This is a genomic window from Brevibacillus fulvus, from assembly GCF_016908525.1.
Classification (GTDB): Bacteria; Bacillota; Bacilli; order Brevibacillales; family Brevibacillaceae; genus Brevibacillus_G; species Brevibacillus_G fulvus.
In genome coordinates, this window is sequence record NZ_JAFBEB010000001.1 from 123,421 (window position 1) to 139,633 (window position 16,213).

Annotated in this window: 17 protein-coding genes and 2 riboswitches; of the genes, 13 read left to right on the forward strand and 4 right to left on the reverse strand. The window is 50.6% G+C overall.

Going from position 1 to position 16,213, the window contains the following annotated elements; translation table 11 throughout:
- The first annotated feature begins 96 nt into the window (after positions 1 to 96).
- From JOD01_RS20015 to JOD01_RS00670, 4 genes are all read left to right on the forward strand, one after another.
- Positions 97 to 177, forward strand: coding sequence for a putative holin-like toxin (locus JOD01_RS20015; RefSeq protein WP_420829066.1), 81 nt, complete (start codon positions 97 to 99; stop codon positions 175 to 177).
- Positions 178 to 416: 239 nt separating this feature from the next.
- Complete coding sequence (locus JOD01_RS00660) at positions 417 to 860, forward strand: CBS domain-containing protein (RefSeq protein WP_204516289.1); 444 nt, start codon at positions 417 to 419, stop codon at positions 858 to 860.
- A 410-nt stretch (positions 861 to 1,270) separates the two neighbouring features.
- Positions 1,271 to 1,960: a thermonuclease family protein gene (locus JOD01_RS00665; protein WP_204516290.1), complete on the forward strand. Its 690-nt coding sequence runs from the start codon at positions 1,271 to 1,273 to the stop codon at positions 1,958 to 1,960.
- A 62-nt stretch (positions 1,961 to 2,022) separates the two neighbouring features.
- Positions 2,023 to 2,433 (forward strand): hypothetical protein, encoded by a 411-nt coding sequence (locus tag JOD01_RS00670; RefSeq protein WP_204516291.1) that lies wholly within the window; start codon positions 2,023 to 2,025, stop codon positions 2,431 to 2,433.
- Between the two features lie 56 nt (positions 2,434 to 2,489).
- Here JOD01_RS00670 and JOD01_RS00675 read toward each other — a convergent pair whose 3' ends face one another.
- Positions 2,490 to 2,915: a protease complex subunit PrcB family protein gene (locus tag JOD01_RS00675; RefSeq protein ID WP_204516292.1), complete on the reverse strand. Its 426-nt coding sequence runs from the start codon at positions 2,913 to 2,915 to the stop codon at positions 2,490 to 2,492.
- A 56-nt stretch (positions 2,916 to 2,971) separates the two neighbouring features.
- On the opposite strand from JOD01_RS00675, the gene JOD01_RS00680 reads away from it, so the two are divergent.
- The 7 genes from JOD01_RS00680 (at position 2,972) to JOD01_RS00710 (ending at position 9,391) form a co-directional block, all read left to right on the forward strand.
- Positions 2,972 to 4,903 carry a hypothetical protein gene (locus tag JOD01_RS00680; RefSeq protein ID WP_204516293.1) on the forward strand — a complete coding sequence of 644 codons (1,932 nt, stop codon included), beginning with the start codon at positions 2,972 to 2,974 and terminating at the stop codon, positions 4,901 to 4,903.
- A gap of 85 nt (positions 4,904 to 4,988) precedes the next feature.
- Entirely contained in the window at positions 4,989 to 5,447 is a 459-nt protein-coding gene (locus tag JOD01_RS00685) for a YlbF/YmcA family competence regulator (RefSeq protein WP_204516294.1), read from the forward strand.
- Between the two features lie 171 nt (positions 5,448 to 5,618).
- Positions 5,619 to 5,969 carry a YlbG family protein gene (locus tag JOD01_RS00690; RefSeq protein WP_204516295.1) on the forward strand — a complete coding sequence of 117 codons (351 nt, stop codon included), beginning with the start codon at positions 5,619 to 5,621 and terminating at the stop codon, positions 5,967 to 5,969.
- A gap of 143 nt (positions 5,970 to 6,112) precedes the next feature.
- Positions 6,113 to 6,877, forward strand: a complete 765-nt coding sequence (locus JOD01_RS00695) for a LamB/YcsF family protein (protein ID WP_204516296.1) — start codon at positions 6,113 to 6,115, stop codon at positions 6,875 to 6,877.
- 161 nt (positions 6,878 to 7,038) lie between these two features.
- Complete coding sequence (locus tag JOD01_RS00700) at positions 7,039 to 8,880, forward strand: stalk domain-containing protein (protein WP_204516297.1); 1,842 nt, start codon at positions 7,039 to 7,041, stop codon at positions 8,878 to 8,880.
- Between the two features lie 72 nt (positions 8,881 to 8,952).
- The gene (locus JOD01_RS00705; protein WP_204516298.1) at positions 8,953 to 9,114 is read left to right on the forward strand and encodes a YqzE family protein; all 162 of its coding nucleotides are present in this window, start codon (positions 8,953 to 8,955) and stop codon (positions 9,112 to 9,114) included.
- 22 nt (positions 9,115 to 9,136) lie between these two features.
- Complete coding sequence (locus JOD01_RS00710; RefSeq protein WP_204516299.1) at positions 9,137 to 9,391, forward strand: YkuS family protein; 255 nt, start codon at positions 9,137 to 9,139, stop codon at positions 9,389 to 9,391.
- Between the two features lie 41 nt (positions 9,392 to 9,432).
- Here the strand turns inward: JOD01_RS00710 and JOD01_RS00715 are convergent, their stop codons facing one another.
- From JOD01_RS00715 to JOD01_RS00725, 3 genes are all read right to left on the reverse strand, one after another.
- Complete coding sequence (locus JOD01_RS00715) at positions 9,433 to 10,284, reverse strand: hypothetical protein (RefSeq protein ID WP_338028499.1); 852 nt, start codon at positions 10,282 to 10,284, stop codon at positions 9,433 to 9,435.
- 121 nt (positions 10,285 to 10,405) lie between these two features.
- Entirely contained in the window at positions 10,406 to 11,500 is a 1,095-nt protein-coding gene (locus JOD01_RS00720) for a YqhG family protein (RefSeq protein ID WP_204516300.1), read from the reverse strand.
- Positions 11,501 to 11,514: 14 nt separating this feature from the next.
- Positions 11,515 to 13,215 (reverse strand): DEAD/DEAH box helicase, encoded by a 1,701-nt coding sequence (locus JOD01_RS00725; RefSeq protein ID WP_204516301.1) that lies wholly within the window; start codon positions 13,213 to 13,215, stop codon positions 11,515 to 11,517.
- Between the two features lie 221 nt (positions 13,216 to 13,436).
- Positions 13,437 to 13,530: riboswitch (glycine riboswitch) on the forward strand.
- A 2-nt stretch (positions 13,531 to 13,532) separates the two neighbouring features.
- Positions 13,533 to 13,618: riboswitch (glycine riboswitch) on the forward strand.
- A 115-nt stretch (positions 13,619 to 13,733) separates the two neighbouring features.
- Here JOD01_RS00725 and gcvT point away from each other — a divergent pair.
- Positions 13,734 to 14,840 carry a glycine cleavage system aminomethyltransferase GcvT gene (gene gcvT, locus JOD01_RS00730; RefSeq protein ID WP_204516302.1) on the forward strand — a complete coding sequence of 369 codons (1,107 nt, stop codon included), beginning with the start codon at positions 13,734 to 13,736 and terminating at the stop codon, positions 14,838 to 14,840.
- A gap of 19 nt (positions 14,841 to 14,859) precedes the next feature.
- Positions 14,860 to 16,212: an aminomethyl-transferring glycine dehydrogenase subunit GcvPA gene (gcvPA, locus tag JOD01_RS00735; RefSeq protein WP_204516303.1), complete on the forward strand. Its 1,353-nt coding sequence runs from the start codon at positions 14,860 to 14,862 to the stop codon at positions 16,210 to 16,212.
- Position 16,213: the final 1 nt, after the last annotated feature.

Sequence of the window (16,213 nt, forward strand, 5' to 3'; positions counted from 1 at the left end):
TGTCCTGTGTTAAAGAAATATGGTATAATTTGTTAAAAGGACTAGAAAACTCCCCGGACGGGCGCGGCTAATCCCTCAAGGAAGGGGGAGATGCGAATGACGGTTTACGAAGCGTTGAGTCTGATGATTGCATTCGGGACTTTGGTCGTAATCCTGGTGACGACAAAAAAGAAGTAGTCCCTTATGTGCCATTGGCGCATAAGACCTACTTCCCTTGTAAAAAGTGAGCTGCCCCATGTGGGGACCGACAGGGAGAAACATTGGCCATAAGGCGTTCGCGGCGCCTTATGGTCTTTTCTTCTCAGTGCTCACCACTATATATTACCATAAACCTACTAACGAAAGAATAGTTCTGTATGAAAATTTGCTGAAACGGTCACAATACAAACGCTACTCACGAAAGGAGGAGACCGAACTTGGCCAAAGTGGAAAACCGAACCTTGAGCCAGATCATGACCAAAGATGTGGCGACGGTTACATTAAAGGATAATGTGTATGAAGTGGCGGTAAAAATGCGGGACTGGAATGTTGGCGTGATTCCCGTCGTTGATGAGAAAAACGATGTCATCGGCGTGATCACCGATCGCGACATTGTGATTCGCGGACTGGCGGAAAAACGGGAAGGATCAGCAGCGATTTCTGAAGTAATGAGCCGTGACATCGTGCTGGGACGCCCGGAGATGACCGTCGACGAAGCGGCCAAAATTATGGCGGAGCATCAGGTTCGTCGGCTTCCTGTCGTGGAAAATGGCAAATTGGTGGGGATTGTTGCCTTGGGAGACATGGCTGTCCGTCAGGCGCATTTTGATGAAGCAAGCGACGCGCTGTCGGAAATATCCGAACCGGCTTCCCGCCACTAATCGAATGACGATCCGCATTCGTTCTCTGGAGCGAATGCGCTTTTTTTTTGAAAAAGGCTGTCCGTTTCCTTTTTGGGCTCGGTCTGGCATGACATTTCTTTTGCGCGTGCATAGGCTGTTAGCGATAAGGAAAGGAGGGCCTTTGACATGGGCTTTTTTGATTCTTTTAGTCGGGACAATGAGGATTTTCTCTGGATCATTATTGTTGTTGTGGTACTGCTGTTTTTGTTCAGCGAGCGAGACTAGCTGCAGAGGTTGCCAACTCAAATTTTGTGCGGATTATGCGATCAAGCCTTCACCAATGGTGAAGGTTTTTGCTTTTCGCGGCGTTGCTGCTTCAACTTGCACGAATGCCGGCAAACCGTTACGATGTGGAAAGGAAGCGAAACAGAAAGGAAAGTTGAATTGGAATGAGTCATCGAATAGCGAGATTGCTGCTCTTCTCCGCTTGCTTGCTCGTTGTCATCGGCTGCTGGGGCTGTTCGGCCAAACCGGCGATTCAGCCAAACGGAGAGATGAAAACAGAGGTGAAGCGGGTCGTTGACGGCGATACGTTTGAAATCTCCAACGGGGAGAAGGTACGGCTGATCGGTGTGGATACGCCGGAGACAGTAAAGCCCAACACTCCCGTCCAACCATATGGCAAGGAAGCCAGTGCGTACACCAAGAAGTTAATTGAAGGAAAACAAATATTGCTGCGCTTTGATGTGGAACCCCGCGATACTTATCAACGGTTGCTGGCCTATGCCTATTTGCCGGATGGAACATTTCTCAACGAGAAACTTGTGCGGGAAGGGTATGCCCGTATCATGACAGTACCGCCAAATGTGGCCTATGCCGATCTCTTTTTGCAAGCAGAGCGCGAGGCGAGGGAACACAAACGCGGACTGTGGGGAGACGAGCAGCCGGACAAGCCGATTCAGGATGAAAAACGAGCGAACGAAGCGCAAGCCGGACTGATCAAAGGCAATATCAATTCCAAAGGAGAAAAGATCTATCACCTGCCTGGCAGCAAAGACTATGACAAAACAAAAGCTGAAGTCTTGTTTCAAACCGAAGAGGAAGCAAAGGCAGCCGGGTTTCGCTCGCCGCGCCGCTGAATAAAACGGAAACATGTGGGGAACTCTAACAATGGAATACAATGCCAAGGAGTGACCCTTTGATGAAGTTCAAAAAGTGGCAATTCGCCTTGTTTTACATTTTGGCGCTCAGCGTTTGTGCGGGCATTTACATGTATGCCACCCAAGCGGAGCCAACCGGGAGTACCGTCGACGTGCAGGCCGAACAAAAACCTGGTATGGAAGTGACGTATGCCTTGCACGGCAAAGACTTGCATCTCCAATTAACAGTCACGAACTTCACCTTCTCTTTGGAAAATATGGGCAAAGAGAACAAAGCGGGTGAAGGGCATGTGCATCTTTATATGGATGGAAAAAAAGTGGCGAAAATTTTTGATCGGCAGTTTGTTTACAAAGATATTCCTGCCGGCCACCATGAGATGGTCGTGGAGTTGGCCAAAAACAATCACGAATCGTACGGCATCAAGAAAAGCTTTCAAATCCACGTCCAATAAAAAAGCTCGAACACAAAAAAGCAGAGGAAGAAGGTTCCTCTGCTTTTCGCTAATAATTATTGGGCAATGACGTGATAAACCGGCTGTTGGCCGTTATCCGGCAAGGCAATCACCAATGTTGGGTAGGTGATCACTTGCGTAGTCATCATGCCTGGCTGCGGCTTTTGCTCGGCAACGGTAATTTGCCATTCACCGTTTGCCAGCTGATCCATCTTTTGCAGTTGCAGACTGTATCCGCCGGTCGGTCGTTGGCCCAAACTGATCACAAGATAAAATTTGCCATCAGCGCGAACGAGTCGATCGCCGCCGGATGGACGAAGCTGTTTCATAGCCTCCGTCACTTCAGCGGGATAAGGCCCCTTCACAATTTCATAAGCGGGGACTTGCACCGCGTGATGTTGCTGGTCATCGGCCAGCTGGGAAACAGGTTGCCCAAACAGCGCCAAAACAGCGGACAAAAAGACCGTTTGAATCAAGTTCATGTTCGTATAACCTCCTGTTGGTGGTTGAATTTAATCCGTTCAGGGAGTGATGCAGCTTGCTCGTGCAACATTGTGTGCATAAGCTCCATGAATCAGTGGCGGCAGAAATTTGCCGGGAACAGACAAACAGATTACAGATAACCGACAATCGGGATTTATGGTCAAAATTGACTGACTTTACGTATCTGACTTCATTATTCGAGCGCTTGTCCGAAACGGAGCATCGTGTGCTGACGCTGTTTCTGACAGACGCCTCGCGGGGATTTCTGGCGCAAAGAGACTGGTCGTCCGCAAGCCGGGGCAAGCGGCTGGAGCACGCTTACGCTTTGACCGGCTTGCGTCGCCTCGGGTTCATTTATCTGCTGCAAAATCAACAGCAGGAACAAGCTTATGTCGTTCCGCAAGAGGTGCGGCAAGCTTTCTTGAAATGGCGTATCGCCAAACTTTCCGTTAAAAAGGCGCCCGTTCATCTTCAGCAACAAGCGCTCCCTTATTATATACCGTCCGGCCGGGGAATTCATCTGGATATGATTGCCGTCTTGCTGTCCGTCCGTCAACAGCCGCTGCGGTTGACCAAACAAGGCAGGGTAGCGCGACAAGCCTTGCAAAAATTGGCAAGCCGGATTTCTCTGCAAGCCGCCCATTTGCATCGCGACCTGATGCAAGATGAGGTGCCAAGTGAACAAGCTGCGGTGATGTTTGTCCTCGATCTGGCCAAGCAGTTGCGTTTGCTTCACGCGCAAGGACAACAACTGGTGTTGAGCGAACAGAGCGAGCGATGGCTGGAGCTGCCTGTTGAGCAGCGGAGAGAGCAGCTATGGCAAGTGGCCTTCGCCGAATGGCTGCCGTTGGAAAGCTGGATAGAGGCGTTCGCCATGTTGATGAAAGAGCTCGAACCAAACGAATGGTTCGCGCTTGACGACTTGCTCGCTCTAGTGACGGAGCTCGGGTGTCGGCTGCCGCAGGATGCGGAAACGATCCTGCTGAACCGCTGGCTGCACTTGCTGCTTGGATTGGGCTGGGTGCGGCTGGGACGGGATCGGCAAGGACGAAATTATGTGCAAATCGTGCCGATTTGTGGGGAGGCAGCGGATGCGCGGTGGTATATTGATCCGGCTGGCGTGCTGACGCTGCCGCCGAACGTAACGTCGGCGAAACTTTGGCAAGTCAGTCGCTATGGGGAAATTTCTTTTCAACTTGGCGCCATGGCGTGCCAATTGACGGATGCCGCTGGAAAGCAAGCGGTAGCCGAGGGGGAGAGCGCCCAAGAAATCGCCGATTTTTTGCAGAAATCATGCGCTCATCCATTGCCGGAAGCAGTGCATGACCTGCTTGGCCGGTGGGAGCGGGACAGCCGTTCGATCTTGCTGGATCGAGTCGTTCGCGTGCGCTTGGCCACGCCGCAACTGGCTGAAGAGTTGCAACAAATCCCCGCGCTGCGCCAATGGATCGACAGTCAAATCTCGCCAACGGAATTTCTCATTCCGGAAAGATGGGAAGCCGAATGGTGCCAAACGGTTAAGGAACATGGCTACCCGCTAACGTGTGAAGGATCGATTGACCGCGCCGGCAACAGCGAAGCGGAGTCGTCGAGGGAGCAATGCCAGCGTAGCAACGTTAGTAATGTGAAAGAAGCGGAGACGCCGGCTTGGCCGTGGCCCGCTTATCAATTCCAATCCCGTTTTCCCGACCGGTATGAAGGGCTGGAGGAAATCGTCAAGTTACCGAAGATGTGGACGCGCCATTTTCAAGCGTATCATCCGCAAACATTGCGAACGATGCTGGCGCAAGCCATCCAGCTGGAATTGGAAATATGCTGGGAAAACAAACAGGGCACAATACAGCGCAGTTTTCCGGTTAAGCTCAAAAATGAGCATGGCTACTGGCGAGTTGTTTGTTTGAACCAAACAGCCGCTGGCGAAATTTTGCTGGACGACATCGCCCGCCTGCAAATTTTGTTGCCGGCCTGTTTTGACGGGATGGTTTGAATAGGCAGTTATCCGAAGTGCACCAAAGTGCTGGAGTTATGTTATAATAACTTTGACCCATTTTGGGGCGAAGGAGGTTTACAGTATGGTTGAGATGATGGAGAGTGTCGATATGGCCGAGTTGATCAAACATTCGGATCTATTATCGACCATGATTAATCAATCGGCTCCAATGGAAGAATACTTGCAAGCGAAACGACGCATGAACGAAGATGCGGAAGCGCAGCAGCTGTTCGCCCTGTTTGAAAAGAAAAAAGTACTTTTTGAGGACGTTCAACGCTTCGGGAAGTATCATCCCGATTACCATAAAATTTCTACAGAAGTTCGTCAGTTAAAGCGAAAAATTGAACTGCTCGATTCCGTCCAAGCATTTAAGAAGGCGGAAGACAAACTGGACTCGCTTCTCTACCAGGTGAGCAGAATCATCGCCGATTCTGTATCCGATACGATTAAAGTGCCCAGCAACAATCCGTTTTTGGAGGCCAAGTCCAGCGGATGCGGTTCTGGCGGAAGCTGCGGTTGCAGTATCAGAAAGACATCCTGATGTTGCTCCTGCAGAGGAAAGCCGGGAAACGCTGATTTGCTTTGTTGCATCTTCATATCGCCTGCTTCCGGTCAAGCGTTATGCTTTTCGGCTGGAAGGCGGGCTTTTTTATGAGCCAGCGGGATAGGGCAGGAGACCATGTAAGATTAGGGAAGGGGATCATTGTTCGGCATGAGAGAAAAGCGGTTAGGGGTAGCTGTTTGGGTCAAAAATATACATGCAGCCAAAAATTTGCGGAAGTTCGGTACGATTCATTATGTTTCCAAGCGACTCAATTACGTTTCCATGTATGTCGATGCGGATGAGATTGACGAAGCGATCCGCGCGATGGAGAGACTTCATTTTGTCACCAAAGTAGAGCGATCGCATCGCCACGAAATTCCCATTTATTATAATAATGCCAAGCCGGATAAGGCGAAGGAATACGATTACCGCAGTGAAAAAAGTCAACTGCTGTCCATCGTTGAGCATGTGCAGGAACATGACTTTGACGGAGCGCGAACAAAGGCGGCGGAATCATAAAATTCATAAATTGGCTACCTTTTTGGGTAGCTTTCTGTTTTTTTGGCCTTTCGTCAATGGTATGCTTAATTGCATAATAGAATAAGATGGCTAATGAATGCGCTTTCAATAAGCGGTCAATTCGATAAAAGTGGGGGAGAACAATGATTAAGCTGGACATAAATTGTGACATGGGCGAAGGATTTTCCCGCTCTCGTTTGCAAGAGGACATTGGCATCTTAAAATGGATTACCTCGGTAAATATCGCTTGCGGGATGCACGCAGGGGACCCCCACATGATCAGTTCGCTGATTGAGGCGGCGATGCGGTATCGTGTGAAAATCGGGGCTCATCCCGGCTATCCGGATATTCAAGGTTTTGGACGCCGTTCCTTAAACATGTCCGTCAGAGAAGTTTACGAACTGGTCTTGTATCAGGTGTCGGCACTGGAAGGGATGACGCGTGCATTGGGCGGAAGGCTGCATCACGTCAAATTGCACGGTGCTCTATATAATGAAGCAGCAGAGCGTCCGGAGATGGCGGAAGCAGTTGTCCGGGCGATCGTCGATCTCAATGAAGAATTGTCACTGTACGCACTTTCGGGCAGTGCCCTGGTGGAAATCGGCTTGGAGTACGGCCTGTCGGTCGCAGAAGAAGTGTTTGCCGATCGGGCGTATTTGCCAAATGGACGGCTGGCTCCGCGTGATTTGGAAGGAAGCGTATTGATCAGCAAAGAAGAACAGATGGAGCAGACCAGACAACTCGTATTGACGCAACAGGTGAAGACAGTGGACGGGGGCAGCATTGAACTGGCTGCAGACACGCTTTGCGTCCATAATGAAAGTCCGGATGTTCTGCCATTTCTTGTGGAACTCCACAAATGGGCTGAGCAGAACGAGATCAGTATCGAACCGATCCAGTTTGCGTAAGTCAATTCGGTCAACAAGCAGGGCTAACTTCATGCCGCGGGTTAGCCCTGCCGGTTTTGGCGCTGTAACTGGTGATTGAATGGAATTTCTACTCATTTGAACACGCTTTTGTTACAATAAACGAGAGATTCAGAAAACCGTTTACGATTTTGGGAGAAGTTATGCGTAAAATTCAAAAAACCAGCATGCTTATCTGTATGGCACTCGTTGTCGTGTTCGGATCAGGCGGCATTATCCTGAAATGGCCCTTGATCGAACAATGGTTGCAATCCGGACAGAAACCGGCGACAACCCAGGCTCCCGAAAGCAGTGTTGACCCTTTTTACCGGGAGCCGCCACTTGCTTCAGTGGTATTGGACCTTCACCCGACGTACAAGATTACTTCGGAATTACATACGAATGAAGCAACGATTACCGGCAATATGACGGTTGCGTTTGATAATCCGGGTACTGCCGACTTACGTTTTTATGTATATGATTATCCCGACAGTCCCATTCAAATCCGTTCAATCCGCAACGGCAAGCAGTCGCTTCCTTTCAAACGCAGCGGATCGGTGATTGTGTTGCAAAATCCGCAGCCAAAGGCGAGCCGGCTGTCGCTAGCGGTGCAATTCCAGACTGCTGTGCCGAGAAGCGGAACCCGTTTTGGGGTAAAAGACGATATTTGGACGTTAACCACCTGGTACCCGATGCTCGGTTCCCTCAATCAAGCGCACAAATGGTACGAGCCGCCAAAACGAATCGGCTTTGGAGACCCGTTTGTTTACCATTATGCCGACTACGATGTGACCTTTGTGTCACCGGAAGGATATCAGTGGGTGTCAACATGGGGGCAAGGAACGGCGAAAAAGCTTGACCAAGGGCGCAAGGAAGTGCATTATCAGGCCAAACGGGTGATCAATTTCAGTTTGGTCGGCAGCCCCTTGTTCCATGTGCAGACACTCAAATACGGCTCCCTGACCGTCGATGTGGCTTCAACGGTCGAGGGGAATTTGAAGCGGATCAAAACGATTGCCGACGCCGTCTTTCCTTTATATGCCCGGCTATTTGGCCCGTTGCCTTATCCGCATGTGGCGATTGCCGAAGTCAACACGTACACCCACGCGATGGAGTATGCCAACATGGCGATTTTCCGCAAAGACTTGTACGCGAAAAATCTGATCGATCACTGGCTCCCGCATGAAATTGGCCATATGTGGTGGTACAACAACGTGGAAACGCTGGAGGCCGACACCGGGTGGATCGACGAGGGAATGGCCGAGATGGCCGTCTATTTCTATGAAAAAAATCGCTATGGACAATCAGCGGCCGATTCGGTGCTGAACCAATACAAGCAAAAGCTGGAACGGCTGCAGAAAAATTATCCGTACGGCAAGTTGGCCAAATCGTTGCATCAGTTTCAAACGGATGACGAGTTTGACAGTACCTGGTATGGAGAAGGCGCGCTTTTATACAATTATCTGCGGGAGCAAATCGGCGATGACAAGTTTGTTGAATTTATGAAACGGGTCCAATCGATGTTCAAGCAATCCGTAATCGCGCCGCAACATCTCGATCAGGCGCTGGGACAAACACTGCGGGGCGAGGCCCATTACTTCGTTCCCAACGTGCAGCGGCTAAACCGCGCCCCGTTTTTGCCGCCGCGCGTGCAATACTATGTTGACCTGATGCTGAACGAGGTCAGCTTTTATCCGAAGACGCCTGCTCGTCTGATCAATGGAACGGTGTATGTGCCGCTAAGGGAAGTAATGGAGCGGTTAGGCTACCAAATTGACTGGAATGCCGAGAAGGGAGCCATTCAGCTCAGAGCGGGCAACCATGATCTGTTGCTGCAGCAACGTTCCAAAATGGTCAGCCTGAATGGAAAAAATGTCGCTTTGCCGCAACCATTGCTGGAATACCAGGAGCAAACGATGGTGCCGCTGGCGTTATTTCAAGATATTTTGCAATATCGCGTTCAGTACGACCAGCAGTCCCGGTTGGTGAAAATTGCCGTGCGTTAAAGGAACGGCTGTTGGGCCAATGATTGAAAAGCGTCTGTCCAGGAGAGACTAACTCTTAAGGAGGGAATGCTTATGTCCTTTCAAGAGTATCTCAAATTCTTGACCAAAGAAGTTGTCAGCTACATGGCGCTGCCGCCGGAAACCCGCTCGCAACGAAAAACGGCGCGGGAACAGTGGACTTCTCGCTGGTTTGGCGCCATCCCCATGTCGATCAAGCTGCTGTGGCGAAAATAACGAGTTGGACGGAGGAAATCAGATGCCAAGAGTTGCGATTGAAGGTTCCTTAAGCCAGGTTCGGAAAATGCTCCGCGATAACGGCTATGATGTGGTGGAATTGGGCAATTGGCAGCAGATGGTTGATGCTGTCGTCATTACCGGACAAGACCAAAACGTTTTAAGTGATCAAAGCAAAACCAAAACCGGAGCTCCCGTAATCAATGCGGACGGGATGACTGCGCAGGAAATTTTCCACGCTGTACATACCCGTTTGACGATGGACCCGCATCGGTAAGAGCGTCCATAAAAAAAGTGCCGTCTGCTGCGGCACTTTTTTTATTCGTTAAACAGATAGGTTCCCACTTTTTGCGTGTAAGCAAACGGCAAGAAGCGGAGTCCTTCGTCCCAAACGCCGATATAGGCGGCATCCTTGTCCCAAAGATGGACAGAACCGACGGTGAAAGGAGCCATTACTTGTTTTTGAAACAAAAACACATTTAACACAACCGGTTTGTTGCTCGGTTCTTGCAGCAAGGTTTGCCAACTGACTGCTGACGAGCCTTGCCCGCTGTTTAATTGCTGAATCCAGCCAATCTGGTCAAACGGGTTGGTCTCTTGGGAGAGCAAGAGGCGTGTCTTCGTCAGTTTCATCTCGCTTTCCGCCAACTCTTCCGTCGGCAAAGAGTCCATCAAATACGGATCGGGTTGAGAAGTGGCGGGGTAACGTTCGCCTGTTTTGGCGTCCACGTAGCGCATGGAGTCATTTTGCGCAACCCGCCAGTAAGAAGAAAATCCGTCATAGACCGGCTCAGCCGCCACATTTTTCGGAGCAAACGTGTCGTCAAACAGAATAAATTCTCCTACGCCGTACTCGAGCAAAACAAACTTCGGTTTTTGCCCGTTTTCCTTTTGCTCAGCTTCCGCCACGACCAGATACCCCACCTGTTTCCCGGCTTTTTGCAGCGAGACCAGCCATTGGTGCTGGTTAGCCCCGAGTGTTTGCACTTCTGTTCTTGCCTGGCGCCAGTTGAAAAACTGGGGATCTTGCTGGGCAATATCGTTTATCCATTCCTGTATCTGCTTTTGCAAGGCATCATTCCAGTTCGGCTGTTTGGCAAAACTCGGTTGCGCCTGCAGCAAAACGGTGAGAATCAGCAGGTAAGCCAAGTATCGCATGAGTATGCCCACGCGAATACACCATCCTTTTCTTAGATATGGTTAATTGTGCTACTACGCCTATTGTAACCAGTTCTAAGAAAAAGATTTGTTGCATATTGTCAGGGATAGCCCTTTTTTTCTCGCTCTTCTTTTACATATTTCCGCGCAGATTGTCAGCAACTACCGTTGGGGAGCTTTGCAGGTAAAACAAACCCGCGTTGATCAAGTTCACTTCAATCCGAGGTTCATATTGCCAGCGCAGTTCTGCGATCCGCCGTTCCTTTTCTTCTTCGGGCGTGCTTTTTTTCCATTCTGGCTGCGGTTGATCCGTCGGGACAGACTCGGGAATTCCGTTTTGGCGCAAGAAGTCGAGAATCCGCCCGCCATTGGTGCGGAACTGTTCCAGATCGACCGCTTCCGGGACTGCTTCTTCTGCATGGGTGTTTCGCACAATTTGTGGCGAGACCTGGGGAGACAGTGAATCGGCCGTTGGGGACGGTTTGTGCTCAACAACTTCTTGTTCCTTCGGCGGTTCGTCATCGACCTCCGCTTCGCGCAAAGCCAATTCCGCGTAGTACGCTTCGAGGATATCCAACTCTTCTTGCAGGCGCTTCCTCGCTTCCGCGGCCCATTGCGCATCTTCTTGGGCGATGACGTGTTCCACTTCCTGCCGGATCATGGCAGCTGCCTGCTGCAAATCGATGTTCCGTTCCAATGTGTAGTAGTAGTCGGGAATGGCGGGAGAGAGGAGGCGTGTCCGCAAAAACGGATAAAAGTGATGAACAATCCGCGGTTGATGCAGATTCACTCCCAGATACAGCAGGATGTCCCGTTTTTTGTCACAAATAAAAGACAGTTTCAAGTTGACCCCCAGCCATGGGGTTAATGCTGTCGAACGACGCGTCAAACCCGGCTGAGCCTGTCCTTGTTCATAGAGACACACAAACCGGCCGTGTTTGGCGGCAGATTGAAAAATTTGCAGCAGTCTGGCCGAACCGAATTGCAGCGGTTCGTGGCGAATCCCTTCCGGCGGGCGGTCCGGATGGAAAAGAAAGGTGAGAATCATCGGCTGCGGCGTAATGTTCATCTTTTCCACCCAGCTCCAATAGAAGGGGCGATTTCCGATATCCTTGTCCACTTCTGGCGGCAGTTTAACCGTCAAATAATCGGGATGAGCCTCTATCACATGCGCGGAGAAAGCGGCGAAATATTTTTCGACATACTGGCGTACTTCCAGCTGGTTCAAACGCGATCATTCCTTTATCTCGAGAATTGTGTCAGGATCTGCTTCGGTTCTTCCTTACGCCGAATGGAACGGATCACTTCTCCCATATTGTCCAATTTGAGTGCCATCTCTTTTTCCGACTGGGACTCCATAATGATTTGCGTCAAATTTTCTTCCAAACTGTTGGACAAGGCCAGCCGTTCCACAATCTCATCCAATTCGCCGATCACCATTTCAAACAAATCGATTTTTTCGTAGAGCAAGTTCAAAATATGCTGCTCAATCGTCCCTACTGTCGACAAGTTGTAAATGTGAACATCTCGCTGTTGCCCCAGCCGATGAACCCGGCCGATGCGCTGTTCGACTCGCATCGGGTTCCACGGCATGTCGTAGTTGATCACCTGGTTGCAAAATTGCAGATTGATCCCTTCGCCGCCCGCTTCGGTGGCAATTAACACCTGGGCGCGGTTTTGAAACAGATCGGTCATCCAGTCTTTCTTGCTGCGTTTAAATCCGCCGCGAAACGGAACCGAAGTAATCCCGTGTTCACTCAAATATTTTTGCAAGTAGTTTTGGGTCGCGCGGTATTCCGTAAAAATAATCACCTTGTCATTGATCTGTTTCAGCAATTCGACTGTCTTGGCTGCTTTGGAATGGGTCTGGATCTGTTTGATCATCTCGACCAGACGCAAGATCTCCTGACGGGCCGGTGAGTCTTCCGCGGTCCGCTGATACATATTGTAGAGCGTCATAAAAGCGGCTTCACGGCTTGAGCAAACTTCTCGCTGCAACGTTATCAACGCGAGCGAATTGACACCGCCAAGTCCGGAGCGAAAATGATCCCGCACAAATTGACTGACGCCTTGGTATAATTCCATCTCCTCAGGGGAGAGCTGGATGGGAATCGATTGCACATGCCGGCTCGTAAAATGGACACCGCCATCGCTGCGCCGGTTGCGAATCATCACCTTTTCGATTTCGCCTTTCAGCCGTTCGTTGTTTTTGGCTTGACGTTTTCCTTCCACATAGTTTGAAGAAAACGTAGTGCTGTGGCCCAGATGACCGGGTTTGAGCAAATTGATCAAGTTATACAGTTCGTCCATTTCATTTTGGATCGGGGTTGCGGTCAGCAACAGGCAGTATTTTTTCTTGATTTCCTTGACGAATTGGTAGTTGCGCGTCCGTTTGTTTTTCAGTTTGTGCGCTTCATCGATAATCAGCATATCATAGTCAATATCGAGCACATGACGCCGATGCGGATCGCGCTTGGCCGTATCGATGGAAGCAACCACAACGTCGTATTGCCGCCACATGTATTCCTTTTTTTGCGCGACCGCGGCAATGCCAAACTTTTGATTCAATTCTTTCGTCCATTGAATGACCAGGGAAGCGGGAACCAGGATCAAAATTTTTTTGGCGAGACCACGCACCATATATTCCTTCATGATCAGTCCGGCTTCAATCGTCTTGCCCAAGCCGACTTCATCAGCCAGAATGGCGCGGCCGCGCATTTCATTCAGCACACGCTCCGCTGTTTCCCGCTGATGCGGCAGCGGTTCAATTTGATGCAGATATTTCAGGCACTGCAGTTGGTCGAAATCGCGGACTGCCAGCGCTTCCTCCGCGGCCAACGCCAATTGGAACAGCTCCCATTTATTCCACGGACCATCTTGCTCCAGCAGCTGCTGCAAAGGCTCAATCCAAGAAACGTCGATATTAAGTGGAATGTTCGCCATAAAGTTCATCCTTCCACGAAAAAACCGCTTTATTTTCCTTATTGTTTATGTAAATGCTAACAATTTTTGTTTTTGAAATAAGTTTCGTTAAGTATTTTTCTGGGAAATGCGATTTTCTTGTTTTCAACTTTCGGCCGCCGTGTTAGGATAGAAGTGGCAAGAGTTCGTTTTGCTAGTATGCCGTTTTTGGCAACAAATTATGTAAAAAAAAGAATAGGCGAATGATGGTAGCAGGGAGAGACCGTTTCGATACGGCGCCGAAGGAGCAAACCCGCGACGGGTGAATCTCTCAGGCAAAAGTACCTCTGCCGGACGCATCTCTGGAGAGAGCTCAATGAGCCACCAAAGGGGAAACTTGCTGAGCAAGGCTGGCAAGGTAACTCTCAGGTACCGAGGACAGAGAAAGAAGAAAAAACATGGACGATGATCCTTTGTTTGCTTTTCTTCTTTCTCTGTCCTTTTTTGCTGTTTGGCAGTCCATGAAAACCAGTTGGTTATTTACAGGAGGGGCAAACGCCATGTCAGATTTGAAACGGACTCCACTTTATCCGGTGTACGCCAAGTATGGCGGAAAAACCATCGATTTTGGCGGCTGGGAGCTGCCCGTGCAATTTTCCGGAATTGTGCAGGAGCATGAGGCTGTGCGCACCAAGGCGGGACTGTTCGATGTCTCGCACATGGGAGAGGTTGAAGTGAAAGGGGCCGACGCGCTTTTGTACTTGCAGCGGCTGACGACGAATGATGTTTCCAAGTTGGAAGCCGGTCAGGCGCACTATAGCGCGATGTGCTATCCAGACGGCGGCACCGTTGATGATTTGCTCGTCTACAAATACGCCGACGATCATTACTTGCTCGTCATCAATGCGGGAAACATTGACAAGGACGTTGCCTGGATGCAGGAAAACGCAACCGGGGAAGTGGAGATCACCAATCGTTCCGCCGAGATTGCCCAGTTGGCGATTCAAGGGCCGCTTGCCGAGACGATCCTGCAGCGGTTAACGTCGGCCGACCTGTCGGCAATCGGCTCTTTCCGCTTTCAACAAGATGTTGACATTCAGGGGGTGCCGGTATTGGTTTCCCGTACCGGTTATACCGGTGAAGACGGATTTGAGCTGTATCTGGCTGCTGACCATGCGGTGCAACTTTGGGATCAGCTGCTGGCAGTCGGCCGAGAAGATGGACTTCTGCCCTGTGGCCTGGGAGCGCGAGATACGCTGCGGTTCGAAGCGAAACTGCCGCTCTATGGTCAGGAATTGAGCCGAGAGATTACGCCGATCGAAGCAGGTATCGGTTTTGCCGTCAAGGTTGACAAAGCGATCCCTTGCATTGGCCACGATGTCTTGAAAGCCCAAAAAGAAACAGGAGCACCACGCAAGCTGGTCGGGATTGAAATGATCGAACGGGGGATTCCGCGCAGTCATTACCCGGTTTTCCTGGGCGAACAGCGCATTGGCGAAGTGACGACCGGCACGCAGTCACCTACGTTGAAGAAAAATGTCGGTCTGGCACTGCTGCAAACAAACTACACCGCGCTCGGGACGGAAGTCGAAGTGGAAATTCGCGGAAAACGGGTCAAAGCGCAAGTTGTGGCCACCCCATTTTACAAACGAGCAAAAAACAGTTAATTGAAGGAGGAATCCTCTGGTGAAATACCGTTACCTGCCTATGACCAGTCAAGACCAGCGGGAAATGCTGGATACGCTTGGAATCGAAAGCGTCGAGGAGCTTTTTTCCGATATTCCGGAAGAAGTGCGGTTTAAAGGGGAATTACAGATTTCGGAGGCGTTGTCCGAGCCCGAACTGATCGACTATTTCCAAAAATTGGCCAATAAAAACGCCAACTTCAGCACCCATGCCAACTTTCTTGGCGCTGGCGTTTATCAGCATCATATTCCCAGCGTGGTCAACCACATGCTGCTCCGCGGCGAGTTTTTTACGGCGTATACCCCTTACCAGCCGGAAATCAGCCAGGGCGAGCTGCAAGCAATCTTTGAATTTCAGACGATGGTCTGTGAGCTGACCGGCATGGAAGTGGCCAACTCCTCGATGTATGATGGTGCGACCTCGTTGGCCGAGGCGGCGATGATGGCGGCTGGCCACACCGGGAAAAAGAAAGTGCTCGTCTCGCACACCGTTCACCCGGAAGCGCGCGCAGTGCTCGCCACATACGCCAAGGGACAGGGAGTAGAAATTGGAGAAATTTCCTACGACCAGGCTGGCGGAACCGATTTGGCCGCTTTGCAGGCGATGTTGGACGAACAAACCGGTGCCGTGATCGTGCAGTATCCAAACTTCTTCGGTCAGATTGAAGATCTCCAGGCATTTGCCGATCTGGTTCACGAAAAAGGCGCGCTGTTCATCGTCTCTGCCAATCCGTTGGCATTGGGCGCGCTGGAAGCTCCAGGCAAACTGGGCGCCGACATCGTCGTGGGCGACATGCAGCCATTCGGGATTCCCGCTTCTTTCGGCGGACCCCATTGCGGTTACTTCGCAGCCTCCAGCAAGCTGATGCGCAAAATGCCGGGCCGCATTGTCGGGCAAACCAAAGATGAAAGCGGAAAACGCGGCTTTGTGTTGACGTTGCAGGCGCGTGAACAGCATATTCGCCGCGAGAAAGCAACTTCCAACATCTGTTCCAACCAGGCGCTGCTGGCGCTGGCTGCCTCGATTACGCTCAGCGCGTTTGGCAAACAAGGTGTGAAGGAGATGGCGTTGCTGAATTTGAGCAAGGCGCATTATGCCAAACAGGCTTTCGCCGAGCGAGGATTTGAAGTAACGTTTACCGGACCGTTTTTTAATGAATTTGTTGTGAACTTCGCGAAACCGATTGCGGAAGTAAATCGCGCGCTGCTTCAGGCAAACATCATCGGCGGGTTTGATTTGGGCTTGGCTTATCCGGAATTGGCTGGTCATATGCTGATCGCCGTAACGGAATTGCGTACAAAAGCAGACATCGACCGTTTGGTGCAGGAATTGGAGGCGATCAACCGTGGCTAAG